Annotated in this window: 22 protein-coding genes; 13 read left to right on the top strand and 9 right to left on the bottom strand. The window is 58.7% G+C overall.

What is annotated here, in order from left to right:
• The first annotated feature begins 159 nt into the window (after nt 1-159).
• The 4 genes from hemB to FXO11_RS18640 are packed head-to-tail and all read left to right on the top strand — an operon-like array spanning nt 160 to nt 5,515.
• Nucleotides 160-1,176 carry a porphobilinogen synthase gene (gene hemB / locus FXO11_RS18655; RefSeq protein ID WP_148864447.1) on the top strand — a complete coding sequence of 339 codons (1,017 nt, stop codon included), beginning with the start codon at nt 160-162 and terminating at the stop codon, nt 1,174-1,176.
• Nucleotides 1,177-1,213: 37 nt separating this feature from the next.
• Entirely contained in the window at nt 1,214-3,319 is a 2,106-nt protein-coding gene (gene ppk1 / locus FXO11_RS18650; protein ID WP_148864446.1) for a polyphosphate kinase 1, read from the top strand.
• A 1-nt stretch (nt 3,320) separates the two neighbouring features.
• The gene (locus FXO11_RS18645; RefSeq protein WP_148864445.1) at nt 3,321-4,226 is read left to right on the top strand and encodes a cobalamin-binding protein; all 906 of its coding nucleotides are present in this window, start codon (nt 3,321-3,323) and stop codon (nt 4,224-4,226) included.
• On the top strand, nt 4,223-5,515 hold the full coding sequence (locus FXO11_RS18640; RefSeq protein ID WP_148864444.1) for a DUF945 family protein: 1,293 nt from the start codon (nt 4,223-4,225) through the stop codon (nt 5,513-5,515). Before FXO11_RS18645 ends, FXO11_RS18640 begins: the two co-directional genes overlap by 4 nt.
• 75 nt (nt 5,516-5,590) lie before the next feature.
• Here the strand turns inward: FXO11_RS18640 and ggt are convergent, their stop codons facing one another.
• The 4 genes from ggt to FXO11_RS18620 all read right to left on the bottom strand — a co-directional run bounded on the left by ggt (nt 5,591) and on the right by FXO11_RS18620 (nt 9,828).
• On the bottom strand, nt 5,591-7,294 hold the full coding sequence (ggt, locus tag FXO11_RS18635; RefSeq protein WP_148864443.1) for a gamma-glutamyltransferase: 1,704 nt from the start codon (nt 7,292-7,294) through the stop codon (nt 5,591-5,593).
• Nucleotides 7,295-7,309: 15 nt separating this feature from the next.
• Nucleotides 7,310-7,558: a YfhL family 4Fe-4S dicluster ferredoxin gene (locus FXO11_RS18630; protein ID WP_148864442.1), complete on the bottom strand. Its 249-nt coding sequence runs from the start codon at nt 7,556-7,558 to the stop codon at nt 7,310-7,312.
• Between the two features lie 183 nt (nt 7,559-7,741).
• The gene (coaD, locus tag FXO11_RS18625; RefSeq protein ID WP_148864441.1) at nt 7,742-8,230 is read right to left on the bottom strand and encodes a pantetheine-phosphate adenylyltransferase; all 489 of its coding nucleotides are present in this window, start codon (nt 8,228-8,230) and stop codon (nt 7,742-7,744) included.
• Nucleotides 8,231-8,382: 152 nt separating this feature from the next.
• Entirely contained in the window at nt 8,383-9,828 is a 1,446-nt protein-coding gene (locus FXO11_RS18620) for a coniferyl aldehyde dehydrogenase (protein ID WP_148864440.1), read from the bottom strand.
• A 297-nt stretch (nt 9,829-10,125) separates the two neighbouring features.
• Between FXO11_RS18620 and FXO11_RS18615 the strand changes: the two genes are divergently transcribed.
• Nucleotides 10,126-10,815 carry a TetR/AcrR family transcriptional regulator gene (locus FXO11_RS18615; RefSeq protein WP_148864439.1) on the top strand — a complete coding sequence of 230 codons (690 nt, stop codon included), beginning with the start codon at nt 10,126-10,128 and terminating at the stop codon, nt 10,813-10,815.
• Nucleotides 10,816-11,150: 335 nt separating this feature from the next.
• On the opposite strand, the gene yihA is transcribed toward FXO11_RS18615, so the two are convergent.
• A complete protein-coding gene (gene yihA, locus FXO11_RS18610) occupies nt 11,151-11,840 on the bottom strand; it encodes a ribosome biogenesis GTP-binding protein YihA/YsxC (RefSeq protein ID WP_148864438.1) in 690 nt (229 codons plus the stop codon).
• A 345-nt stretch (nt 11,841-12,185) separates the two neighbouring features.
• Here yihA and FXO11_RS18605 point away from each other — a divergent pair, with 345 nt between their 5' ends.
• The 3 genes from FXO11_RS18605 to FXO11_RS18595 all read left to right on the top strand — a co-directional run bounded on the left by FXO11_RS18605 (nt 12,186) and on the right by FXO11_RS18595 (nt 14,538).
• Entirely contained in the window at nt 12,186-12,794 is a 609-nt protein-coding gene (locus tag FXO11_RS18605; RefSeq protein WP_148864437.1) for a c-type cytochrome, read from the top strand.
• Between the two features lie 215 nt (nt 12,795-13,009).
• Complete coding sequence (locus FXO11_RS18600; protein ID WP_148864436.1) at nt 13,010-13,645, top strand: thiol:disulfide interchange protein DsbA/DsbL; 636 nt, start codon at nt 13,010-13,012, stop codon at nt 13,643-13,645.
• 26 nt (nt 13,646-13,671) lie between these two features.
• A complete protein-coding gene (locus FXO11_RS18595) occupies nt 13,672-14,538 on the top strand; it encodes an endonuclease/exonuclease/phosphatase family protein (protein ID WP_148864435.1) in 867 nt (288 codons plus the stop codon).
• A 98-nt stretch (nt 14,539-14,636) separates the two neighbouring features.
• Here FXO11_RS18595 and rpmG read toward each other — a convergent pair whose 3' ends face one another.
• From rpmG to radC, 3 genes are all read right to left on the bottom strand, one after another.
• Nucleotides 14,637-14,792, bottom strand: a complete 156-nt coding sequence (gene rpmG, locus FXO11_RS18590; protein ID WP_148864434.1) for a 50S ribosomal protein L33 — start codon at nt 14,790-14,792, stop codon at nt 14,637-14,639.
• A gap of 11 nt (nt 14,793-14,803) precedes the next feature.
• Nucleotides 14,804-15,040, bottom strand: coding sequence for a 50S ribosomal protein L28 (gene rpmB, locus FXO11_RS18585; RefSeq protein WP_148864433.1), 237 nt, complete (start codon nt 15,038-15,040; stop codon nt 14,804-14,806).
• Nucleotides 15,041-15,242: 202 nt separating this feature from the next.
• Entirely contained in the window at nt 15,243-15,920 is a 678-nt protein-coding gene (gene radC / locus FXO11_RS18580; protein WP_148864432.1) for a RadC family protein, read from the bottom strand.
• Between the two features lie 187 nt (nt 15,921-16,107).
• Here radC and coaBC point away from each other — a divergent pair, with 187 nt between their 5' ends.
• From coaBC to argB, 4 genes are all read left to right on the top strand, one after another.
• Nucleotides 16,108-17,310 (top strand): bifunctional phosphopantothenoylcysteine decarboxylase/phosphopantothenate--cysteine ligase CoaBC, encoded by a 1,203-nt coding sequence (gene coaBC / locus FXO11_RS18575; protein WP_148864431.1) that lies wholly within the window; start codon nt 16,108-16,110, stop codon nt 17,308-17,310.
• A 145-nt stretch (nt 17,311-17,455) separates the two neighbouring features.
• A complete protein-coding gene (dut, locus tag FXO11_RS18570) occupies nt 17,456-17,917 on the top strand; it encodes a dUTP diphosphatase (RefSeq protein ID WP_148864430.1) in 462 nt (153 codons plus the stop codon).
• A gap of 231 nt (nt 17,918-18,148) precedes the next feature.
• On the top strand, nt 18,149-20,794 hold the full coding sequence (locus FXO11_RS20630; RefSeq protein ID WP_148864429.1) for a phosphomannomutase/phosphoglucomutase: 2,646 nt from the start codon (nt 18,149-18,151) through the stop codon (nt 20,792-20,794).
• 176 nt (nt 20,795-20,970) lie between these two features.
• Nucleotides 20,971-21,867, top strand: a complete 897-nt coding sequence (gene argB, locus FXO11_RS18560) for an acetylglutamate kinase (protein WP_148864428.1) — start codon at nt 20,971-20,973, stop codon at nt 21,865-21,867.
• A gap of 65 nt (nt 21,868-21,932) precedes the next feature.
• Here argB and FXO11_RS18555 read toward each other — a convergent pair whose 3' ends face one another.
• Nucleotides 21,933-22,409 (bottom strand): PilZ domain-containing protein, encoded by a 477-nt coding sequence (locus FXO11_RS18555; RefSeq protein WP_148864427.1) that lies wholly within the window; start codon nt 22,407-22,409, stop codon nt 21,933-21,935.
• Nucleotides 22,410-22,616: 207 nt separating this feature from the next.
• On the opposite strand from FXO11_RS18555, the gene FXO11_RS18550 reads away from it, so the two are divergent.
• On the top strand, nt 22,617-24,017 hold the full coding sequence (locus tag FXO11_RS18550) for an LSm family protein (RefSeq protein WP_148864426.1): 1,401 nt from the start codon (nt 22,617-22,619) through the stop codon (nt 24,015-24,017).
• Nucleotides 24,018-24,095: the final 78 nt, after the last annotated feature.

Here is a 24,095-nt window from a genome sequence, read left to right as displayed (position 1 = left end):
TTCCGGTCCCGATGGGCGGCCATAGAGGCCGTTGTTCGTTGACTGTCACATTTCCCCGATACGCTCGCTATAATGCGTTGAAACAGCGTGGGATACGACATTTCCGGCCAACGGGATTGCTGCCGTCGCGCTGCATCCGCACTTTAAGGAGGTCTAGCTGTGTTTTCGTCAAGCCAACGTGTCTTTCCCGCTTCGCGTCCCCGCCGTAATCGGAAAGACGATTTTACCCGCCGGATGGTGCGCGAGAACCGCCTGACTACGGATAACCTGATCTATCCAGTCTTCGTCATCGAAGGCGAAAACGCCCGCGAGTCGGTGCCTTCCATGCCGGGTGTCGAGCGTCTGACCATCGACCTGCTGGTGGAAGAGGCCTACGAACTGGTGCGTTTGGGCATCCCCGCCGTCGCTTTGTTCCCCGTGACGCCGCCAGAAATCAAAAACCTGGACGGCTCCGCCGCCTGGGATCGCGACGGGTTGGCTCAGCGTGCGGTGCGCGCGATCAAGCAGGCGTGCCCCGATCTGGGGGTGATTACCGATGTCGCTCTGGACCCGTTCACCACCCATGGCCAGGACGGCATTATCGACGACGAAGGCTATGTCCTGAACGATATCACCGTCGAAGCGCTTGTACGCCAGGCGCTCTCCCATGCGGACGCCGGCGCGGACATGGTCGCGCCCTCGGATATGATGGATGGCCGCGTGGGCGCGATCCGTCAGGCCCTGGAAGAGTCGGGACACCACAATACCCGTATCTTGGCGTATTCCGCCAAGTACGCCTCCAGCTACTATGGACCGTTCCGCGATGCCGTGGGTTCCGCTGCCAACCTCGGCAAAGGCAATAAGGCCACCTATCAGATGGACCCGGCCAACAGCGACGAGGCCTTGCACGAAGTAGCCATTGATCTGTCGGAAGGCGCCGATATGGTGATGATTAAGCCCGGCATGCCTTATCTGGACATCGTTTACCGGGTTAAGCACGAACTCCAGGTGCCCACTTTTGTCTACCAGGTCAGCGGCGAGTACGCCATGCATATGGCGGCGGCTCAGAACGGCTGGCTGGACGGCGACGCCGTGATGATGGAAAGCCTGTTGTGTCTGCGCCGGGCCGGCGCCGATGCCATCCTGACGTATTTTGCCAAGCGCGCCGCACAGCTTCTGCGCTCTGACCCCCGTTGAACGGCCGCGAAGTCACCGAACCGGAAACCGACTGATTATGACCACTGAAACGGAAGCCTCCACTGCCGCTGAACTGCCTGTTGAGCAATTGCCGGATATCAATGCCAGCGAGAATTACTTTAACCGCGAGCTCAGCCATCTGCGGTTTAACTACCGGGTGCTGCAGCAGGCAATGGACGAGACCCATCCACTGATCAACCGGCTGATGTTCTGCTGCATTTTTAGCAGCAATATGGACGAGTTTTTCGAGATTCGTGTGGCGGGTTTGCGGCAGCAGATGAAGTACGGGCGCGAGAGCGTGGGGCCGGACGGGCTACTGCCCGAACAACTGCTTAATGAGATCAGTCGCGTCGCCCACGATTATATCTACGAACAGTACGACATTCTCAACAACGTGCTGATTCCGGCGATGGAGCAGGAGAATATCCACTTCGTGCGCCGTCGCGACTGGACTGAAGCGCAGGCGGAGTGGGTGCAGCGTTACTTCGAAGACGAAATCCTGCCGGTGATCAATCCCATCGGTCTCGACCCGTCCCACCCGTTCCCGCGACTGGTCAACAAGAGCCTGAATTTCATCGTCGAATTGGACGGCAAGGATGCGTTCGGTCGTGAGACCGGTATGGCCATCGTTCCGGCGCCGCGCTCGCTGCCGCGCTTAGTGCGGTTGCCGGACGATATCTGCAAGGGTGGCGAGAACCTGGTGTTCCTCTCCTCGATGATCCACGCCCATGCCGACGAGTTGTTCCCGGGTATGGAAATCAAGGGCTGCTATCAATTCCGTCTCACCCGCAATGCCGATTTGGAATTGGAAGACGACTTGGAAGATCTGGCCTCGGCTCTGCGCGGTGAACTGCTAAGTCGCCGCTTCGGGGACGGCGTGCGGCTGGAAGTGGCGGATAACTGCCCGCCGGACCTGATTGAATTCCTGCTACGCGAATTCGGTCTGACCGAACGTGAGCTTTATCGCGTTCACGGCCCGGTCAACCTGACCCGCTTGATGGCCGTGGGTGGTTTGGTGGATCGTCCGGACCTGATGTACGGCGGTTTTTCGCCGGTGGTGCCCAAGCAGATTCGTCACAAGGAAATCATCTTCGACGCCATCCGGCAGCAGCCGATCCTCCTGCTGCACCCCTATGAAAGCTTCACGCCGGTCATCGACTTCCTACGTCAGGCTGCCAGGGATCCGCAGGTGTTGGCCATCCGTCAGACCCTGTACCGTACGGGCGCCGATTCGGAGATCGTCGAGGCGCTGATGGATGCGGCCCGGCGGGGCAAAGAAGTGACCGCAGTGATCGAGCTGCGGGCCCGTTTTGACGAGGCAGAAAACCTGGAGCTGGCCAGCCGCTTGCAGGAGTCCGGTGTTGTCGTGGTCTACGGCGTGGTGGGTTACAAAACACACGCCAAGATGATCTTGATCGTGCGGCGCGAGGAAGGCCGGCTCAAGCGTTACGTGCACCTGGGTACCGGCAACTACCACGCAGGCAACGCCCGGCTCTATACCGACTATAGCCTGCTCTCCTGTGACGACGCCCTCGGCGATGACGTCAACAAGCTGTTCCAGCAGCTCACCGGTATGGGCAAGGCGCTGAAAATCAAAAAGCTGTTCCACGCGCCCTTTACCCTGCACAAGCGCCTGATCGAGTTGGTCGACCGAGAAGCGCTGCTGGGCGAGCACGGCCATATCATTATAAAAATCAATGCTCTGACCGACCCGGATCTGATCAGGGCCCTGTACCGGGCGTCGCGTTCCGGGGTGCGGGTGGAGCTAATCATTCGCGGTATCTGCTGCCTGCGGCCGGGGGTGCCCGGATTGTCCGAGAATGTCCATGTGCGCTCCGTTGTCGGCCGTTTCCTCGAGCATACCCGGGTTTACTACTTCGGCCACGGCGGCAAGTTCGAGGTGTATTGCTCAAGTGCGGACGGCATGGTGCGCAACCTGATCAACCGGGTGGAAGTGGCCTTCCCTGTGGACGACCGGGAACTGGCCGATCGCCTGCGTTCGGATCTGGAAACCTATCTGGCGGACAATTGCCAAAGCTGGGTGCTACAGCCGGACGGGGGCTATCTCCAGAACTCGCCTGAGGAGGGCGAAGATCGGCTGGCAGCCCAAACCTTGCTACTGGACCGGCTGACCAGTAAATGACGTGCTGACCGAACTGGCACGGCGCCTTACGTTGTTAGCGTTGATGGCCTGGGCGCTTCCGTGCGCGGCGCTCACAGCCACGGACGATACCGGTACGCAGGTCACCCTCGAGACGCCGCCCCAGCGGATTATCAGTCTGGCACCGCATACCACAGAGCTGCTTTTCTCCCTGGGGCTGGGTTCGCGGGTGGTGGGCGTTACGGAATACAGCGATTATCCGCCGCCGGCGCAGGCTATTCCCCGGGTCGGTCGTCACGACAGCTTTAACCTCGAGCGCATCCTGGCACTAAAGCCCGATCTGGTTCTCGCCTGGGCGAGCGGTAACGGTTCCGAGATCATCGATCGCCTGCGGCAATTCGATCTGCCGGTTTTCGTGTTGGAGCCGGACACCCTAACGGCTGTTCCCGAAGCGCTGGTTCGGCTTGGCCGGCTGACCGGCACCGAAGAGCGCGCTCGGGTGAAAGCCGGGCAATACAGGGGGCAGCTCGAACAGCTAACCCAAGCGTATTCGGAGCGTGCCCCGGTACGGGTTTTCTATCAGGTCTGGGATGCACCGCTAATGACGCTCGCCGGCGATCAATACATCACCGATGCCATCGCCCGTTGCGGCGGGCACAATGTTTTTGCCGATCTGTCCGGCAAGACGGCCGCCGTCAGCGAGGAAGCGGTACTGGCACGCCGCCCGCAAATGATTCTCTCCGCGGGCGAGGGCGAGCCCGAGTCCGTCTTCGGCCGGTGGCGTGCGCTTGGCGGCATTCCGGCAGTAGAGTACGATCAGCTCGTCCTGCTCCCGCCGGATACCCTGGCCCGCCCCACCTTGCGTCTGGTAGACGGTCTGGATCAGCTCTGTCAGGTGATCGACGGCGCACGACAAGTCATTCATGAATCAGGAGAACGCAGTACATGAAAAAAAGGATTTTGGCCGGTGCCGTGGTGCTGGTTGTCGCTATTGGCGCACCCTACGGTGTTGGTGTACTGACGGAACAGCATTGGAGACAGGCGACCGGCCAGCTTAACAACGAACAGCGATTTTTACGGATCGTGACCGACACATACGATCGCGGTTTTTTCGGCGGCGAGATTACCGGCGAGATTCACGTGATGGATCCGGAGTCCGGAGAAACCTATCGCGTGGGTTTCGATGGCGACGTCTCCCACGGTGCGCTGGGTAGCGAAGTCGCTCTTACGCCGGTAGCCGAAGATAACGACGGCTTACAGCGCCTGTTCCCCGAGGAGTCGCCGCGGCTGACGCTGAGTACCTGGCTATGGGGCACCCTGGAAGCGGATTTGAACGTGCCGGCGATCAACGCCGAAGACGAGCAGACAGGAGAGACGCTCAATGCCGCCGAAGCCTATGGCTGGGCAAAGATTTCCGAGGCTGGCAATCATATCGAGCTCGATCTGAATTGGCCGGGTGCCGTGGTGCGTAGCGATACCGTCAAAATGAGCTTCGACAATTTGCAGATCTCTCAGGAAGGAGACCGGATCGCCGGGAATCTGTGGACCGGGGGCGGCGAAATGACCCTGGAAAACGCGGAGTTTGTAGAGACGGATCAGACTACCGTGAAGCTGGAAAATCTGAAGTTTACCGGCCAGACCTCGCCAGCCGAGGACGACACGCGTCTTTCGTCCCATTCCGAACTTACCCTCGAAGAGGTGGCCGTCAACGACGAGACCTACGGTCCGCATCGTATTGTCCTGGATATCGACAATTTGGATGTGGCGGCTTGGATGGACTTTCAGCAAGTGGCGACGGACATCCAGGCCAATAACGCGCAAATGGACCCCGATATGTCCGGCCAGGAACGGTTTCAGCAACAGATGATGCTGATGCAGCGCTTCAGTCAGGCTGCCAAGAACGTGGCCGCCGCCGGGTTGACCATCGGTATGCCTGAGATCGAACTGCAGGCACCCGCCGGAGCGATCTCGGGCCATTGGCAACTGTCCCATCCGGCGGTGCCGGAAGATGAGCGCGCGCAGATGCCGCTAATTGTCCAGCAGCTCTCAGGTGAGCTGGACCTGTCGGTCCCCGTGGCACTGTTTGAGGGGCGTCCGGCCCTGGCCCAAAACCTGGAGGGGTTGGTCCGGCAGGGCGTCCTGGTCCGCGATGGTGACGTTTACCGGATCGATGCCGAGCTGGCCGACATGATGCTGAAAATCAACGAACAGGAATTCCCGATTCCGCCGTTGATCTGATTTCCCTTCATTGATCCTCGATGTCACGCCCACATGCCACGCCCACATGATTAGTGGGCTGTCTAACGGGGGCTTCTAACGGACAGGTTTAACCACGGCCTGGCCGATCCCTCGGGGGTCGGCTGCGGCGGTGGTTTCTCCCGTGGGCTTGCGCAGGATCAACTGCATGTTGCCGTACTGGCGCCCCACATCCTTCAGGCTGTGGCCCATGGCTTCAAGTTCGGCCTGCTGTTGGGGAGTAAACGTGTCAGGTTCATGCTGGATGGCATCGGGCAGATACTGATGGTGGAAGCGGGGCTCAGCCACTGTTTGCTCAGCGGATCGGCCGTCCATCACATCCAGTAGCCCGAGGTACACCATGGTAATAATCCGGCTGCCGCCTGGCGTGCCGATAATGGCCATATACTCATCCGATTCCATGATCGTCGGCGTCATGCTCGACAGTGGCCGCTTGCCCGGTTCTACGCTGTTGGCTTCTCCGCCCACCAAGCCGTAGGCGTTGGGTACGCCGGGCTTAATGGCAAAGTCGTCCATCTCGTTGTTCAGCAGTACGCCGGTTTGCTCGGATAGGAACCCGGACCCGAAAGGCAGGTTGATGCTGAGGGTGGCGCTCACTTTACGTCCCTGGGCATCCATAACGGAGAGATGTGTCGTGTGGTTGCCGCCGGAAAATTCACCTTCCAAGCTCTGACTGGTGGTGGCCTGCCCCGGTTCGACGCTGCGCATGCGCTTGGCCAGATACTCGGTGTCCAGCAGGTGATCGACCGGAATGTCGGTGAAATCCGGGTCACCCAAGTGAAGCGCCCTGTCCCGGTAGGCCCGGCGCATGACTTCCGTCAGATAGTGGGCGCGGGCGACAGGATCGTTGGCGGGCGTATCGGGGTAAACGTCGGCAAACGGCCGCTCGCGCATCATGCCGAACATCTGCGCCAGGGCGATCCCGCCGGAAGAGGGCGGGGGTGTGGTCCAGATGGTCGCGCCCTCATAGTCGATGACGACCGGCCGGCGTTCGACGACCGTGTAGTCCTGCAGATCCTCGATCTGCCAGATGCCGCCACCGGCTCGCACGTCGTCCACGATGCTGCGCGCGACGTCGCCGGCGTAGAAGCCATCCCAGCCCTCTTTGGCCAAGGTTTCCAGCGTGTCGGCGAGCGCCGGCTGACGTATCAGGGTGCCGGGTTCGGGAATGTCGCCGTCGACCAGGAAGGTCTCCCGGGTGGCGGGGTAGCGGCGCATCACATCCACTCGCCATTCGGCTCGGGCGCGGTAATGCTCGTCGACGCGGAAGCCGTTGCGGGCCAGACGGATGGCATCATCCAGGTTGGCGCGCAGCGGGCGTTCGGCGAAATGCTCGTTGATGTGGACGAAAGCGCCGGGCTGACCCGGAATGCCGGCCGCCATGGGGCCGTTGATTGAGAGCTTGTCGGGGTGCACCTCGCCGTTGTCGTCGAGATACATGGTGCGGGTGCTCGCGGCCGGCGCCTTTTCCCGGGCATCCAGCAGGACGGTCGACCGGTCCGGCTGTTGCAGCAGCCAGAAGCCGCCACCGCCCATGCCGGCACTGTAGGGTTCCACGACTGCCAGGACCGCGGCCGTAGCAATGGCGGCATCGAAGGCGTTGCCGCCGCTCTCCAAGGCTTTCAGGCCGGCCTGAGTTGCCAGCGGATGGGCGCTGGAGACAGCGTTGACGCCGGTTTCGGCAGGGGGTGCCGAGGCACAGCCGCCCAGAATGAATAAAACCGTGACAATCAGGCTTATTCCGGGCGTCCGTGCCAGCATGCGATCAGCTCCTTATCAGGCCCCTGTCAGGCGATGGTATTTGTCCATCAACTGAGCTTCGGTCTCTTTGTGTCCCGGGTCAAGTGGAATGCAGTCGACCGGGCACACCTGCTGGCATTGGGGCTCGTCGTAGTGACCCACGCATTCGGTGCACTTGTTGGGATCGATAATATAGATGTCGTCGCCCGGCGAGATCGCCTCGTTCGGGCATTCCGGCTCACAGACGTCGCAGTTGATGCACTCGTCCGTAATCATCAGGGCCATGCAGAAGTCCTCTGGGAGGATAATATTCGGGTGCTCGGGGCGCTCGTGTTCGAGGCCTGCGGAGAGACCTCTTGGTCTCTCTATCGTTCCGCTACTAGCTCTACTAGAGTCCGCTAGTTTAACGGATTTACCCGCCCGCTGTCAGAGTCTGCCTACCCGCAAAAGTCCGTATACGGCGGTGGGTCAGTTATCCGCAGCGGTGAATTTTTTCTTTAGTGCCGCCGCTACGGGAGGCGGCACGAATTCGGTGATGTCGCCACCCAGGGAGGCGATCTCCCGGATCAGGCTGGAGGAAATATAGGACAGGTGATTCGCCGGTGTTAGAAAAATACTTTCCACCCCGGGGGCCAAGCGCCTGTTCATGTCGGCAAGCTGGAATTCGTACTCGAAATCGGACACGGCCCGCAGCCCCCGGATCAGCGCATTGGCGCCTTGATCCTGGACGAATTCAGCCAGTAACTTGCTGAAACCGACGACCTTGATGTTGGGTAGATGGCTGGCGGATTCCTCGATCAACTGGACGCGCTCGTCCAGGGTCAGCAAGGGGTTCTTCTTCGTGCTGGCGGCCACGGCGACGATGACGTTATCGAACAGGCGCGATGCTCGAGCGATCAGATCCAGATGACCATTGGTAACCGGATCGAACGTACCGGGATAGACGACGGAATTCATTTTCTGCCCTCGCTGACGATGATGCAGCGCGATAGTAGCCTGACTTTACAGGAGGGTTCAAATTAGAAGCGCAACGGCGTGAGCCGACGTTGGGGCTTCCATGCCCCGGCTCAAGTGAACAATGCCTTGTTTGCGAGGAACCTCGGACGGCCCTAGCGGATAAACATCCGGTAAACCATTTTGTGGAACGGCGTCTTATAGGGCGGATACACAAAGCGTCCGCTGTTGACCTTTTGCCGCGCGTAGATGCCCTTGGCATGGGAGAACGTGAGGAAGCCTTCCTTGCCGTGATAGTGGCCCATGCCAGAGGCACCGATACCGCCGAAAGGAAGATCGTCCTGGGCGACGTGCATCAGCGTGTCGTTGATGCACATGCCGCCGGAATGGGTGTTGTTGACCACAAAATCCTGGGTATCCCGGTCATAGCCGAAATAATACAGCGCCAGAGGCCGCGCCCGGTCGTTGATGTAGTCGATGGCTTCGTCCAGATTGCCGTAGGCGATCACCGGCAGAATCGGCCCGAAAATCTCTTCCTGCATGACCAGCATGTCGTCCGTAGGATTCAGCACCAGATGCATGGCCATCTTACGGGTGCCGTCGCTCAGATTCTCCGCGGCAGGGTTGATTTCGACGACTTTTGCACCTTTGTTGCGGGCATCGTCCAACAGGCGTTGGAGCCGGGCATACTGGCGTTCGTTGATGATTGCGGTGTAGTCGTTATTGTCCCGCAAGCTTGGATACATGTCCGATAGCTTGCTGCGGAATTCATCGACGAAGACCTGCAGGCGGTCGGCTGGACACAAAACGTAATCCGGCGCGACACAGGTCTGGCCGGCGTTGACCGATTTGCCGAACGCGAGGCGTTCCGCCGCATCCTTCATGGGGACGTCCGGTGAAATGATCGCGGGCGATTTACCACCCAGCTCCAGCGTAACGGGTGTCAGGTTTTCCGCTGCGGCCTTCATGACATGATGGCCGACGGCGGTAGAGCCGGTGAACAGGAGGTGGTCGAACGGACGGCTGGAGAAATCGGCGGCCACATCCGCTTCTCCGGTGATCACGCTGACCAGATCCTGGGGAAAATTGTCCTCGATCAGTTCCTTGAGCAGTGCCGAAAAGCGGGGGGTGAACTCGGTCATCTTGATCATGACGCGGTTGCCGGCCGCCAGGGCACCGGTTAGCGGCCCCATGGCCAGCAGCAGCGGGTAGTTCCAGGGTACGATAATGCCGACCACGCCGACAGGCTGATAGTGCACGCGGTTACTCGCGGGCTGGAACAGAACGCTGACACTGCGCTTGTCAGGCTTCATCCAGTCATTCAGGTGCTTGAGCGTGTGGTTGATGCCCTGCACACTGGGCATTAACTCGGCGATCTTGGTCTCATCCGCCGAGCGACAGCTGAAGTCCCTGTCGATAGCCTCGATCAGCCTGTCCTCATGGGTCAACAGCATCCGTTTTAGGCGCTTGAGGTTCTCTCGGCGTTCGGTGTGAGTCGGCGCAGGGCTGCGCCGAAAGGCGCGGCGCTGTTCCTCGAAGATCCGTGCGGTCTGCTGGATCTGTTTTTTGCTTTCTGTCAGATGAACCACACTTGCAGACATGATGCCTCTCCTAGCCGGTAGCCTCGAGCGTCCGTACGCTCTTGATGCTTCTGCATCCCTTGCTTGTATCACTGGCGACGACCCGTTTAAGGCGGGCAACGCTGGGTGTTTGTTAGGGTAATCAAGAGAAATCAAAAGCGATTAGGGTGATCAAAAATTATTCATATTGTATTTTTTGGCTATTATTAGAGTATATACTCTAGAGAGTCAAGAGTTGGCCCATGCAGCCTGGGCCAAGGTGTTTTTGCCTGGAGTTTCAATCCCTCCCAAAACGTCCCGACAACAAAAGCCTGCTTCATGAAAACACGCGACAAAATTCTGCTTTGCAGCCTGGATCTCTTCAACGAACGCGGCGAGCGCAACGTCACCACCAACCATATCGCAGCGCATCTGGGAATTTCCCCAGGCAACCTCTATTACCATTTTCGCAACAAGTCCGACATTATTTACGAAATTTTCCAGGAGTATGAGAAGTTAGTGAATTATTACCTGGAGATCCCCGAGGATCGGCCGTTGGGGCTGGATGACATGATGTTCTACCTGGAGTCGGTGTTCGACGGGCTCTGGAGCTATCGTTTCTTCCATCGCGACCTGGAATTCCTGCTGGATAACGACGAACGCCTGCGGGAGGACTACCGGCGCTTCACTTCACGCTGCCTGACGGCGATCAAACAGATTCTCTCGGGACTAGGGGAAGGTGGCCTGTTTCAGCACCAGCCCGATGAATTGAAAGACGCGTTGTCGTTGAATGTCTGGCTGGTCATCACCAACTGGATGGCCTTTCTCAAGACGGCCCACGCCAGCCACCCCTACGACAGCATCACCCGAAACCAGCTCAAGCAGGGTATTTTCCAGGTACTGACGCTGGAGATGCCCTACCTGAATGCCGAGTATCGCGATGACGTGATGGCTATCCGGGCCCGCTACCGGCCGGACGTGATTGGTTCGACGCCAGATTCGGTGTTTATTCCCGGCGGGCTGAAATAGTCTAAAAACGGGCTGAAATAGTCTAAAAAATAGACGGCTTGTGGGAACTTTTGGTGCTTGGCGGCGTCTTAATAACCGGACGCAAGCCAGAACGGATTACTGGTTGCGTCTTCCTGAGCTTGAGGGCTCAGGTTTTAGCTGAAAGCAAAACCCTGACGTTCTCCCGGCTCCTGCAAGCCGGGAGCTTTTTGTATGGGCCTCTGAAAGTCCCGCTGAGCGATGGGGTCGTCACTCATGTGACCGGCTTGACTGGTTGATGAACTGGGGCGATGGCCTGCGCGTTAGTGCGTGATAGATGCGTGATAGATAGTCACTTGGGATAGTTACTTGGTTAGTCACTTGGGTTGAGGGGTATCCGTACCAGCCTTCTCGCCTCGCTCCAATTCCAAGCCCGCTTCCAGCCACGCTTCGAGCGCATGCCTTGCCTGATCCAATCCCTGTTTTTTTATAGCGGAAAACTGGATGAGATGTTCCACGCAGTTAAAGTCCTGTAGCGCCTGCCGTATTTGCAACATGGCCTGCTTGGCCTGCCCGGATTTCAGTTTGTCGGCTTTGGTCGCCAGGATCATCAGCGGCATCTGGCTGTGCTCGCACCATTCGATCATCATGCGGTCGAAATCCTGTAACGGATGACGGATGTCCATCACCAGCACCAGTCCGCGCAGACATTCGCGACGGGACAGGTAGTCGTCCAGGTGCTTTTGCCAGTCGTCCTGCATTTCCTTTGCGACCTTGGCATAACCGTATCCCGGCAGATCCACCAAACGGCATCCCGGGCGGTTGAGCGAAAAGAAATTAATCAGGCGCGTACGCCCCGGCGTCTTGCTGGTGCGGGCGAGTTTGCCGTTCACCGTAATGGCGTTGATGGCGCTGGACTTGCCGGCATTGGAGCGGCCGGCGAACGCCACTTCGCTTCCCTCGTCCGATGGGCATTCCTTGACTCGGGACGCACTGATGAGAAAGCGGGCGCTATTGAAAGCAATCGGCTTGAGTAGGGGTGTTTCGGACTCGGGCAAATCGTGCACGGCAGACGTGTTCCTGTTGGTTTTGGCGCAGATGGATAGGGGTTGGCGACCGGTATACTGCGGCTGGCTCGGAGGGCGGCGTTTAGCGTTGTGGTAGCGTCTGTTTGGTAACAACCCCGCCTCGTTACAAGCCCAACCCTGTTGTAAGCCTACTATTGTTCCAACCCTGTGGTACCGTTGCTTGATTCCGGGGTCTGCGCACGCCAGAATTGCCGGGGACTGGGGCAGCGCTTGCCCGATATTTATGTATAATACCACACCAATTCAAACGCGGGCGCCCATGAGTGCAGTTCGCGGCGGCGTTAGCTGAGAAAAGATTTTCTGATGAGAGAGAGCGGGGCGAGCATGAAAAAACTGATCGCAGGTGTAGTCTTGGGTTTTTGCCTGGCGACAACAGCACACGGCGCCGGTGATCCGGAAGCGGGTAAGGCCAATGCCACGGTTTGCGCGGGATGTCACGGTCAGGGCGGGGCACAGCCGATCCAGCCCGTCTATCCAAAACTGTCCGGCGTCGGGGAAGACTATCTTTTCGATCAGCTTCGCCATATCAAGTCCGGTGACCGTCAAATTCCAGAGATGACCGGTCTGCTGGACAATCTGTCCGAGCAGGATCTGGAAGATTTGGCTGCTTACTTTAATCAGCAGCAGATGCCTATCGGCCAGGCCAATCCGGAGCTGGTGGATGCGGGCGAAGCGCTTTATCGCGGCGGCAGTCTGGCCAAAAATATTCCGGCCTGCGCGGCATGTCACAGCCCGCAGGGCATGGGTAATGAGCCTGCGGGCTTTCCGCGTCTGAGCGGCCAGCATGCGGACTATGTGGTCAAGCAACTCCAGGCCTACCGGAATGGCGAGCGGAGCACTGGCGCCATGAGTCAAATCATGATCGATATCGCTACCAAGCTGTCCGATGACGAAATGGAAGCGGTAGCCAGCTACGTTTCTGGCCTGCATTGATCTGCATACGTTGTAGAAGAACCCTCGCCTCTGGCGGGGGTTTTTTGATTAAGAATCCGCAAAAGTTCAGGCGTTGCGTGTGTGGATCAGAGTCGCAATAATGCTGCATCACGCGAGTGTTAAGGAATGCTTGTTTAAGGCTTTTTACGGAGCGTCGGGAATTTTCGTACGCAGCCCGGGTCAGAAGCCCCTGCGACAACGGATTACAGGAGTTAATGATGTCGAAGTTCTTGAAAGTCTGGGTTTGTGCCTTCTTGATGCTGCCGTTGGTAGCGTTTGCCCAAGAGGGGCGATGGCAGGAAGGTACGCATTACGAAAAAATGAGTACACCGCTGCCGACCGGTAACCCGGAAAAAATTGAGGTGACCGAAGTTTTCTGGTACGGCTGCCCGCACTGTTACGATTTTAAGCCGTTGATCGAGGAATGGGAAAAGAACGCAGCGGACGATGTGGAGTTTATCCTGCTGCCGGCTGCTCTAGGTAGCTCCTGGGAAACCCATGCCCGCGCCTTCTACACAACGCAGGCCCTCGGTGTGCTCGATGAAACCCATTCGCCGATGTTCGACGCCCTGGCGCGTGATCGCAAGCCGCTGAATACCCCGGAGCGTATTGCCGACTACCTGGCCGACTATGGCGTCGACAAGGAAAAATTCATCAAGACCTTTGACAGTTTCGGCGTGAATGCGAAGATGCAGCAAGCACAGTCGAAAGTTCGGGCCGCGCGGATTACTGGCGTTCCGACTATGGTTGTCAATGGGAAATACAAAGTCAGCGCTTCCATGGCCGGTAATCACGAGAATATGATCGAGGTTATCGACTATCTGGTTGAGAAGGAGCGCAGCGCCAACTAAGTCTCCATCGGCCGGGTCAGCAGGGCATGTACGAGCGAATCCGCAAACAGCTCTCGGAAATGGTCGGATCCCAGCAAGGGACAATTAGTCGAGGCTCGAATTCCGGAACCGATCATGTTCCGGAATTCGAGCCTCACCGCCACATCCGGTTGCTGACATACAATATCCAGGTCGGTATCAATACCTCGTCCTACCACCACTACTTTACCCGCAGTTGGCAGCACGTCCTTCCTTATCGTAAGCGCGTCGAAAATCTCGATAAAATTTCCGCTCTGTTGCGGAACTACGACGTGGTGGCGTTGCAGGAGTGCGATGGTGGTAGCTTGCGGAGTGGCTTTATCAACCAGGTGCAATACTTGGCGGAAGCCAGCGGTATTCCGTATTGGTACCAGCAGCTTAATCGAAACCTGGGTCGCCTGGCGCAGCACAGCAATGGCTTGTTGAGCCGTTACCGGCCGCTGGATGTCACCGAGCATAAACTGCCGGCGCTGATTCCGGGGCGTGGGGCTATCGTGGCCCGTTATGGCGATCCTGAAGATCCCCTGGTTCTGGTTATGATGCACCTGTCGCTCAGCGCTCAGGCCCAGAATCGCCAGCTCCGGTTCATCCGCGATCTCGTCAGCGAATACCGGCATGTGGTTTTGATGGGGGATATGAATAACCACGCCGAGCAGTTGCTCAGAAATACCCCGCTCAGTGAAACCGACTTGGTCCCCCTGCCGGCTACGGCGCACAGCTTTCCCAGCTGGCGCCCGGAGCGGGCACTGGACCATATTCTGGTCAGTCCGTCACTGGAGATTCGTAAGGCCGAAGTGGTGAATCATCCAGTGTCGGATCACCTTCCTATTGCCATGGATATCTCGCTGCCGTCGGGCTATGTGGAGAAATTCTGAAGTAGATGTTGGTTCGTGCTGGCATTGATCATTGAAGATTCAGGCACAAAAAAGCCGGCAGCCACAATGGGGTGCCGGCTTTTTTAGAAGCGGACCAATTACTTGATCTTGGCTTCCTTGTAGGCAACATGCTTACGAACGACGGGATCGTACTTGTTGATCTCCATCTTCTCGGGCGTGTTGCGCTTGTTCTTATAGGTCGTATAGAAGTGACCTGTACCTGCTGATGATACCAATCTGATCTTCTCGCGCATGATGCGGCTCCTTACACTTTCTCGCCGCGGGCACGAAGGTCGGCCAGCACAGCGTCAATGCCTTTTTTATCGATGATACGCATACCTTTCGTAGAAACGCGCAGCTTAATAAAGCGCTTTTCAGTTTCTACCCAGAAGCGATGGCTCTGCAAATTGGGCAGAAAACGACGCCGGGTATGGTTCATCGCGTGAGAAACGTTATTACCGGAGACCGGCCGCTTACCGGTAACCTGACAGACTCTGGACATTTTTGCCTCCGACCTGAGCTTAAGTCCTGAAATACGGAATTCTTTATTTCGCGCCTCTGGGTGCTCGCCAGACGCCGCCAGAAAGGGACGCTTTTATACCAGAATGGCTGGCCCAACGCAAAAAATTGTTGGGAATTTGTCCAATTCTTCGGAGATTCCTTATATAAGGAGGAGAAGGGGCCTATGAATGGCTCCTCAACCCTTACATCAAACCCCGCTCCGCCAGGGACGTCACTTCGCCATGTCCCACGACCATATGGTCCAGCACCCGGATATCCACCAATTTGAGGGCTTCGGTCAGGCGTTGGGTCAAGCTGATATCGGCCTGACTGGGTTCGGCGACCCCCGACGGATGGTTGTGGGCAAAGATGACGGCCGCCGCATTGTACTCTAAAGCGTGGCGGACCACCTCCCGGGGATATACGGCAGCGCCGTCTATAGTACCGCGGAACAGTTCCTCGTAGCGAATGATGCGGTGGCGATTGTCCAGGAACAAACCGGCGAACACCTCGTGCGGGTAGTGGCCCAGCCGGCTACTCAAATAACGCCGGGTGTCTTCCGGAGAGCGTAGTGGATCGCCCTGGTGCAGGGGCTGGTCGAGCACGCGTCGGGCCATTTCCATGGCGGCCTGAAGCTGTGCGTATTTGGCGGTGCCCAGACCGTGGATCGCGCAAAATCGACGTGCGGAGGCTGTCATCAGCTCTCGCAGGCTGCCGAACTCGTCAATAAGATGTCGGGATAGTGCCATGACGGGTTGGCCCGCTGTACCTGTGCGCAGGAAAATGGCGAGCAGCTCGGCGTCACTGAGGCTTTCCGCGCCGTGTTTGAGCAGGCGCTCGCGGGGCCGCTCGTCAGTCGGCCAGGGGTGTGGGTGGTTCATTCCCGAGTCCCTCCGGGGTTAGTTACTCTTCAGTGACTCTAAGGGTGCGTCCTGCACCGTGAAAGAAGCATACCATAGGTTGCCCGGACTGTCGGGAGCCCGGCTGCAATGCTATCTTACAGAGCTTATCGCAGGGACGGTTCGGATCGCCGCACACTGCTGAATGATTAGAGAAATGGAGCCGAGCATGGCGCAGAAAAACATTCTGCTGGGTGTGACCGGGGGCATTGCCGCCTATAAGAGCGCAGAACTGGTCAGATTGCTGAAAAAGGCTGGACACAAGGTTCAGGTGGTCATGACCTCGGGAGCCGAGGCCTTCATGACCCCGATGACCTTCCAGGCCCTGAGCGGTGAGCCTGTACGCAATTCCCTGCTGGATCCCGAAGCCGAGGCCGGCATGGGGCATATCGAGCTGGCTCGCTGGGCCGATATCGTTATGGTGGCACCGGCGTCCGCGAACTTTATGGCGCGCCTGGCCAATGGGTTGGCGGACGATCTGCTGACCACCGTGTGCTGCGCGACCACGGCGCCGATCGTTCTGGCGCCGGCGATGAATCAGGCGATGTGGAGCAATGCCCGCACTCAGCGCAATGCGCGGTTGCTCGCCGAGGATGCCCAGATCGAGCTGTGGGGGCCGGATGCCGGTGATCAGGCTTGTGGCGATGTGGGGCCGGGCCGGATGCTGGAGGCTCAGGCGCTGGCAGACCGATTGTCGGCGCGTTTGGACGAACCGCAGTCATTGGCCGGTAAGCGCGTAGTGATCACCGCTGGCCCCACCCGGGAACCGATAGACCCCGTGCGCTACATCTCCAACCACAGCTCCGGCAAGATGGGCTATGCACTGGCGATAGCTGCCAAAGATGCGGGCGCCGAGGTCGTGTTAGTGAGCGGGCCGGTCAGCCTGGAATGCCCCAGAGGGGTCGAGCGTATTTCCGTGACGACCGCGGAGGAGATGCTCAAGGCGACTGAAAAAGCGGTGGATCAGGGATGCGATGTCTTTGTGGCAACCGCCGCGGTGGCGGATTACCGCCCCGATTCCCTGGCCAGGGATAAGATCAAGAAGTCCGAAGAAACCATGAGCATGATGTTGGTGCGCAATCCCGACACCCTTGCAACGATTGCGTCACGTCCTGACAAACCGTTTACTGTCGGTTTCGCGGCGGAGACCCGGGATGTCGAACACTATGCCCGGGATAAAATGGCGCGCAAGAATCTGGACATGATTGTGGCTAACGACGTATCCCAGCCGGGTCTGGGCTTCAACAGCGACCAGAACGCCGTGACGGTGATCTGGAGAGCCGGCAGCCGGTCCTTCCCGCCAGCCGATAAACGGGGGCTGGCACGCGAACTGCTTCGATTGATCGCGGAACAGGCGTTTCCGGCTCAATAAACGAATATGAAAACCAACCGCTGTGTAAATAAGGCAATGTATAAATAAGCCCTTGTACGACTAAATCATTGTGCGCGTAAATCAGCGTCCAAGTAAGCGGTTGCAAGAACAATCCTCTTATTAACAATAGATTAAGGCGTTTTGCATGACTCGACAGACCTTCCAGGTGCGAATCCTCGATCCGCGGATCGGCCGTGAAATTCCCATGCCCACCTATGCAACCGAGGGCTCTGCCGGTTTGGACCTGCGTGCCTGCCTGGATGCGTCGCTGACGCTGCAGCCTGGCGATACCGAACTGCTCAAGACGGGGCTTTCCCTGCATATCGGCGATCCCACATTGGCGGCCATGATTTTGCCGAGGTCCGGATTGGGGCATAAGCACGGTATCGTTTTGGGCAATCTGGTGGGGCTGATCGATTCCGATTACCAGGGTGAGCTAATGGTGTCCTGCTGGAACCGGGGGCAAACCGCATTCACAATCGAGCCAGGCGAGCGAATCGCCCAGCTCGTTCTGGTGCCCGTCGTGCAAGCTGATTTCGACATCGTTGACGAGTTCGGCGCAAGCGCGCGAGGGGAGGGCGGTTTCGGTTCTACAGGCAGCGTTTAGGGTGCTGTCCGGCTCGTTCGTTAATTTGCTGCGAGTGTTGAGTGCTTTGGACAAAGGACCGTTCGGCAGGCAGGACGATTCCACATCGAGTGCTGCAACGCCGCTAGACAGATGCTTCGAGCCTTAACGGGTTAACGAACGAGCCAGCCCACGAGTCGGTCGTTTGGGATCTATACTGGCAAGAGAGTTCGGCCAAGAACAGCAAGATTCAAGAAGAATAACGGGATACCTATGAAACTCGGCAAAAAGAAAACGTCCGATGTGGACAGCCCGGCGCAACCGGACGCCAAGGAGAAAAAGCAGCCGCGCGGCGAGGCCAAACCGAAGAATGGCGTGAAGCTGAAGAGTCTGGCCGGTGTCGGCTCGCAACAGGCTATCGTGGTGTTGCTGGCAGGGTTGGCGGCGGCGGCTCTGCTCTACTTTTTGGTCCTGGTACCGGCGCAAGGGCAGCGCGAGGCTGCACGTGTCGCGCTGGTGGCGGATCATGCCAAGGCGCGTCTGGAACAACGTTTGTCGCTGATCCGTGACGTGGTGGATGGTTATAGCCGCCAGGCGCACGTGCGCGAGGCCATCGATCAGCCGGATAGCCGGGCGCGTCTGGTTGCCGAATTGGAGACGATGCTGCCCGGCACCCACGCGGTGTTCGTCTTCCCCTATGGCGACGTGGGGCGTCAGTCCGGACGCAACTTCGAACTCAGTTTCGTTAATCTTGATCTGGCCAAGAAGGCCGAGTCCGGTCGCCAACTCCACCCGGATGCCTTCCCGCGGGAAGGAACTTGGTTCGTGCAGTTCGCCGCACCCGTCACCGATCCTGGCAGTCGTGCCGTCAAGGGGACGTTGCTGGTCATTTTCGAGCCTTCGGTCATCGTCCCGGCCCTGAGCCTGGGCGACCCCGCCATGGGCGGACGTTTGGCGTTGATCCAGACGGTCTCAGGCAGCAGCCAAACGGTGGCATTTGCCGGCTCCGGGAGCGGCGAAGCGACAACCCGGGAACTTTCGGCACCCAACTGGTCGCTGCAGTATCAGCCGCAGCAGGCGTTGGCACCCTTGGTCAATCCCATCATGGCCTTGACGGTCGTTGTCATACCGGCCGTCATTGCGATGATTTTGATCTGGTTGCTGCTTAGCCGTGCGCAATCCGACTTGCGGCGCGATGTGGCAGGACTCGTACAATGGGCGCATAAGGCTTTCGCCGGCGACCGTCTTAAGGCCCCGAGCTATCGGTGGGACGTAGTCGCGTCCATCGGCGAGGTGCTCCAGCGTTTGGCCCAGGCCGTGGAGAAGCGTATTGGCAAGGCAGAAGAGGCCGCTAAGTCTAAGTCAGCTGCCAAGAGCGCCAGGCCAGCGGCCAGCGGCCAGCGCGACAGTACCGGTGAGGAACCGCTGTTTCAGGAAAACGATATGCTGGATATCGATATGCTGGACAGCGACGAAGACGTACTCGGCTTCGGCAACGCCGGCAGCGACGACGCCTTTGCGATGGTCGAGGAAACGCCACCGGCGGCCTCCGTTTCATCGTCGATCTTCCGTGCCTACGATATCCGGGGTGTCGTTGGCGACACCCTGACTGCCGAAACCGTGCACGAGATTGGCCGTGCCATCGGCAGCGAGGCGCGCAGCCGAAGTCTGACCGATATCTGTGTCGGTTACGATGGCCGTCATTCCAGCCCCGAACTGACCGATGCCTTGACGCGCGGTCTGGTGAGTACCGGCTGCAATGTTATCAACGTGGGCGCGGTGCCCACACCGGTGCTGTACTTCGCGACCCAGCATCTGGGCACCGGCTCGGGCGTGATGGTCACAGGTAGTCATAATCCGTCCGACTACAACGGTCTGAAGATGATGCTCGGCGAGGATACGCTGTCGGGCGATGATATTCAGAAACTGCTGCATCGCATCCAGAGCGGCGATTTTGCCCAGGGTCAGGGCGACTATTCGGAGCAGGACGTACGCCGTGCCTACCTCGACCGCATCATTGGTGACATTGCCGTTGCCGCGCCGCTCAAAGTCGTTCTCGATGCCGGCAACGGTATCGCCGGGGAACTGGCACCCATCCTGGTGGAAGAGCTGGGCTGCGAGGTGGTGCCGCTGTTTTGCGAGGTGGACGGTAATTTCCCCAACCATCATCCCGATCCGGGTAAACCCGAGAACCTGGCGTCGCTGATCGAGAAGGTGAAATCCGAGAAAGCGGACATCGGCCTGGCTTTCGACGGTGACGGCGATCGTTTGGGCGTGGTGACGAACACCGGCAAGATCATCTGGCCGGATCGCTTGCTGATGCTATTTGCCCGCGATGTGGTCTCCCGCAACCCCGGTTCCGATGTTATCTACGATGTGAAGTGCAGCCGTCGCCTGGCAACCGTGATCAACGAGGCGGGTGGCCGGCCGATCATGTGGAAAACCGGGCATTCGCTGATGAAGGCGAAAATGCGCGAAACGGGCGCCTTGCTGGCCGGGGAGATGTCTGGCCATGTGTTCTTCAAGGAGCGCTGGTACGGTTTCGACGACGGGCTCTATTCCGCGGCGCGCCTGCTGGAAATCCTTGGCATCGAGGATCGGGACAGTCAGGACGTGTTTGCTGAATTCCCCGAGGATGTCAGTACGCCGGAGCTGAACGTCGCAGTGACCGACGACAATAAGTTCGGTATTGTCGACAAACTCAGTGCCCAAGGCGATTTCAGCGGCGGTAACGTGACCAGCATCGATGGCGTGCGGGTGGATTATCCGGATGGCTGGGGTTTATGCCGCGCTTCCAATACCACGCCGGTGCTGGTGTTGCGTTTCGAGGCGGAGTCCGAGGAGGCGCTGGAGCGTATCAAGGATGTTTTCCGTACGCAGCTAAAAGGCGTGGCTCCGGATCTCGAGCTTGGGTTTTAGGCGACGGCTTGGATCTGCATGGGGCGTCTACGATCAGGGTAAGTTCGTATCCGTTTAGCCCCACTTGCCATCCCGGCAATATTGCGCCTCGCCGGGGCTGCATTACAATGCGCGCAACGTGAACCCCGGTGCGAGCTGGCATTTCGGCTTGCGCAAGATTTAGAAGGTTGATTGACATGGCATTGGATCGTGAAACCGCTATGCAGGTGGCCGCGGTATTGAGCAAGGGCCTGCCCTACATCCAGCGTTTTACCGGCAAGACGGTGGTCGTCAAGTACGGCGGCAATGCCATGGAGAACGATGACCTCAAGAGCAGCTTCGCGCGCGACATGGTGCTGATGAAAACCGTCGGTCTGAACCCGATTGTCGTCCACGGTGGCGGCCCGCAGATCGGCGAGTTGCTGGAGCGGCTGAATATCAACTCCCGCTTCGTCAACGGCATGCGTGTCACCGACAGCGAAACCATGGACGTGGTGGAAATGGTACTCGGCGGTCAGGTAAACAAGGAAATCGTCTCCCTGATCAACCATCATGGCGGTACTGCCATTGGTTTGACCGGTAAGGACGCCAACCTGATCCGCGCCCGCAAACTGGAAGTTCTTAATCGTTCGCCGGAACTGACCCGCCCCGAGATTATCGACATTGGCCACGTTGGCGAGGTGGAAAGCGTCAATACCGAAGTGATCAACCTGCTCACCCGCAGCAATGTGATCCCGGTGATTGCGCCTATCGGTGTGGGCAAGGATGGTGCGTCCTATAACATCAACGCCGATCTGGTGGCCGGCAAGGTGGCCGAGGCGCTGAATGCCGAGAAGCTGATTCTGCTGACCAACGTGTCTGGCCTCAAGAGCAAAGAAGGCAACGTGCTGACCGGGCTCAAAGCCACGCGTGTCAATGAGCTGATCGAGGATGGCACGATCCACGGCGGCATGCTTCCCAAGATCCGCTGTGCGCTGAGTGCCGTGGAAAATGGCGTGCGCACCGCCCACATTATCGATGGCCGCGTGGCCCATGCCACGTTATTGGAAATTTTCACCGACGAAGGTGTAGGAACGCTGATTTCCCGTGGCTGATTAAGCCCTTTTGGATTGTCGGGCGGCTGTCTAGGGACCTCTGATGTGTGGGCCGCGTGCAGTCGCTAGTCCGACCAGCCGGTTTGAGCGAATTGATCCGCATAACGGCTGATCCATTCCTGCGCGGCTTCGTCCTGCGTCAAATGGCGGCCTTCCTTGCGCCACACGTCCTGGCGGTACTGCTCGATCTGGCAAATCTGCTCCACCATACGCACTTGGTAGGCCTCGGCTGGCGTATAGAACGCAATGCCCACTTCGTATCCGCCATCCCGGGCTTCGCACCAGACGACTTGCCCGCGAACTTTCAGCGAATTCGGACAGCAATTGATGACCAGTGTGACATCGCTGCCCGCCGGGAAGGGTTGCTGTGCCGTGAAGGCCAGACCGCCACGGCTTAGATTGCGTAACTCACCGGGGGCGGATGGTTGGTATGAAGGGCTGACTTCCAGCGGAATATCGGCTGGATGACGGATATAGGCTCGTTCGTGATGAGCAATCATGCTGTCGCGCTCGTAGCCGTTGAGTTGAACGTTCGGTTGCATTAAAAGTGCGAGCGGGTTGCCTCTTAGGTTTGCCGCAACCTGCTAAAGTATAGTTGCTCAGGATGCACAATAAATGTAATTGATGGCGTCCTGTCAAAATCTGCGGAATACCTGTCAGTTTGCCGAAACCAAATACCCTGCCAAATGGCGCCGGGCAGAGCCAAGCAGCAACAGGATATCCTCCTAACAGAGCAAAGAGTAGTCGGCATGAAAAAGCTGTTTTTGTCCCTGATTGGTATCCTGTTGCTGGGGTATATGGGTTTCAAGGGGGTGGCCTGGTATCAGGTCAATGAGGCGCTGAAGAGGGCACAAAAAGTCGTAGAGGATGAGGGCGTCCTAAGCTGGGGCGGCATCGGCTCCAGTCTTTCCGGTCAGGTATCGGTTTATGACCTGCAGTACCAGCACTTCTCGTTGACCCAGTCGATCCAGGCCGGCCGCCTGACCTTTTCCACCGCCGCTGCTCCCGAGTTGCTCGATGCCATTTCCGGTGGACCGCTGCCCGGGGAGTGGCAGTTGCAGGTAGAACATCTGCACATGGCCTTGGCCACGCCGTTGATCCGTGACTGGGTTGCGCCTCGAAACTCAGCGGTTCAAGCCGGTCTGGTCAATATTCCCTGTGGCAACTCGGCGCTGGATATCGCAGCGTTGATGCAGCTCGGTGTCACCCAAGTGGCCATGGACCTGCAGCTCGAACAGAGCGCCATGCTGGACGATACCGGTGGACTGGGGTTGGAGGTCAATGCGGGCAAGTTGGGCAGTCTGGAGCTGCGGGCACCGGGCTTGCGATTGGATACGTTCGGTGACGATGCCGAAGGTTTTGACGAATATGGTGGGTCGGTCGCACTGGTTGCACGCGATGGCGGGTTTATGCGGCGTGTCGCCGCCTTCTGTGCTCGCGAATCCGGGCTCGAGATTGACGCCTGGGCGGCGCAGGCGACGCGGGTGTTCAGCGAGCGGCTGGTGGCGCAGGGATTCAGCCCGAGCGACCAGCTCCGTGCGCTGTACAAAGTCTGGCTGCGTGATGGCGGCGAGCTGAACGCGACCTTGACCGCAGGCGATCCGTTGTTCGGCTTGCCCCAGCGGGACGTGCCCGGTGAGGTCGTGCCGCTTGACCCGGGCGTGGGCAACTTCGACGTCTTTTACAACGGCGCACAGGTGCCGGACCTGTTCGTGCGTTACCTGCCGCGCAGCGAACCGGTGTCGCCGGTGACAAGCACGGCTTTTGAGCGATCGTCCGATAACGGCGGCGACTCGCTTCGATACGTGAAGGCGAACCCTGACGAGGCGCGACGCTGGCTGGGTAAGAACGTGCGCGTTGCGCTGAGCAGTGGCCGAGTGGTCGAGGGCCGGTTGTCCGGAGTCGACGACCGGCGGCTGGAAGTCACGCGGATCGTCGATGGCGGCGAGGTGGCCTATCCACTGGCCAACTCAGCGATTACACTGTTCGAAGTATGGCGGCGGCCGGGTGATAAGGGGCTTGAGCTGCCGTCACGACCGGTAGCCGAGCCCGCGCCGGACGACGTTCAGGAAACGGCGCCGGAGACGCAGACCGAGTTGCCGGACGCGATTTCCGACGACACGCCGCCTGCTGTTCAAAGTAGTCCGTGAATCGTAGTCCGTGAATCGCAGCCCGTGAATCCTGCACGGGCGAGGTTGGCCGGATTATCCGGCCGGTACCGATTCAGT

The organism is Marinobacter fonticola (assembly GCF_008122265.1).
In the GTDB taxonomy this organism is placed as follows: domain Bacteria; phylum Pseudomonadota; class Gammaproteobacteria; order Pseudomonadales; family Oleiphilaceae; genus Marinobacter_A; species Marinobacter_A fonticola.
The sequence above is the reverse complement of the archived record's forward strand: the minus strand, read 5'-3'. Positions and strand labels throughout refer to the sequence as shown.

Excerpts from the sequence above, each read along its gene's own strand:
- ppk1 (WP_148864446.1), top strand. The coding sequence starts at position 1,214 with ATGACCACTGAAACGGAAGCCTCCACTGCCGCTGAACTGCCTGTTGAG.
- FXO11_RS18640 (WP_148864444.1), top strand. The coding sequence starts at position 4,223 with ATGAAAAAAAGGATTTTGGCCGGTGCCGTGGTGCTGGTTGTCGCTATT.
- ggt (WP_148864443.1), bottom strand. The coding sequence starts at position 7,294 with ATGCTGGCACGGACGCCCGGAATAAGCCTGATTGTCACGGTTTTATTC.
- FXO11_RS18630 (WP_148864442.1), bottom strand. The coding sequence starts at position 7,558 with ATGGCCCTGATGATTACGGACGAGTGCATCAACTGCGACGTCTGTGAG.
- coaD (WP_148864441.1), bottom strand. The coding sequence starts at position 8,230 with ATGAATTCCGTCGTCTATCCCGGTACGTTCGATCCGGTTACCAATGGT.
- FXO11_RS18620 (WP_148864440.1), bottom strand. The coding sequence starts at position 9,828 with ATGTCTGCAAGTGTGGTTCATCTGACAGAAAGCAAAAAACAGATCCAG.
- FXO11_RS18615 (WP_148864439.1), top strand. The coding sequence starts at position 10,126 with ATGAAAACACGCGACAAAATTCTGCTTTGCAGCCTGGATCTCTTCAAC.
- FXO11_RS18605 (WP_148864437.1), top strand. The coding sequence starts at position 12,186 with ATGAAAAAACTGATCGCAGGTGTAGTCTTGGGTTTTTGCCTGGCGACA.
- FXO11_RS18600 (WP_148864436.1), top strand. The coding sequence starts at position 13,010 with ATGATGTCGAAGTTCTTGAAAGTCTGGGTTTGTGCCTTCTTGATGCTG.
- FXO11_RS18595 (WP_148864435.1), top strand. The coding sequence starts at position 13,672 with ATGTACGAGCGAATCCGCAAACAGCTCTCGGAAATGGTCGGATCCCAG.
- rpmG (WP_148864434.1), bottom strand. The coding sequence starts at position 14,792 with ATGCGCGAGAAGATCAGATTGGTATCATCAGCAGGTACAGGTCACTTC.
- rpmB (WP_148864433.1), bottom strand. The coding sequence starts at position 15,040 with ATGTCCAGAGTCTGTCAGGTTACCGGTAAGCGGCCGGTCTCCGGTAAT.
- radC (WP_148864432.1), bottom strand. The coding sequence starts at position 15,920 with ATGAACCACCCACACCCCTGGCCGACTGACGAGCGGCCCCGCGAGCGC.
- coaBC (WP_148864431.1), top strand. The coding sequence starts at position 16,108 with ATGGCGCAGAAAAACATTCTGCTGGGTGTGACCGGGGGCATTGCCGCC.
- dut (WP_148864430.1), top strand. The coding sequence starts at position 17,456 with ATGACTCGACAGACCTTCCAGGTGCGAATCCTCGATCCGCGGATCGGC.
- FXO11_RS20630 (WP_148864429.1), top strand. The coding sequence starts at position 18,149 with ATGAAACTCGGCAAAAAGAAAACGTCCGATGTGGACAGCCCGGCGCAA.
- argB (WP_148864428.1), top strand. The coding sequence starts at position 20,971 with ATGGCATTGGATCGTGAAACCGCTATGCAGGTGGCCGCGGTATTGAGC.
- FXO11_RS18555 (WP_148864427.1), bottom strand. The coding sequence starts at position 22,409 with ATGCAACCGAACGTTCAACTCAACGGCTACGAGCGCGACAGCATGATT.
- FXO11_RS18550 (WP_148864426.1), top strand. The coding sequence starts at position 22,617 with ATGAAAAAGCTGTTTTTGTCCCTGATTGGTATCCTGTTGCTGGGGTAT.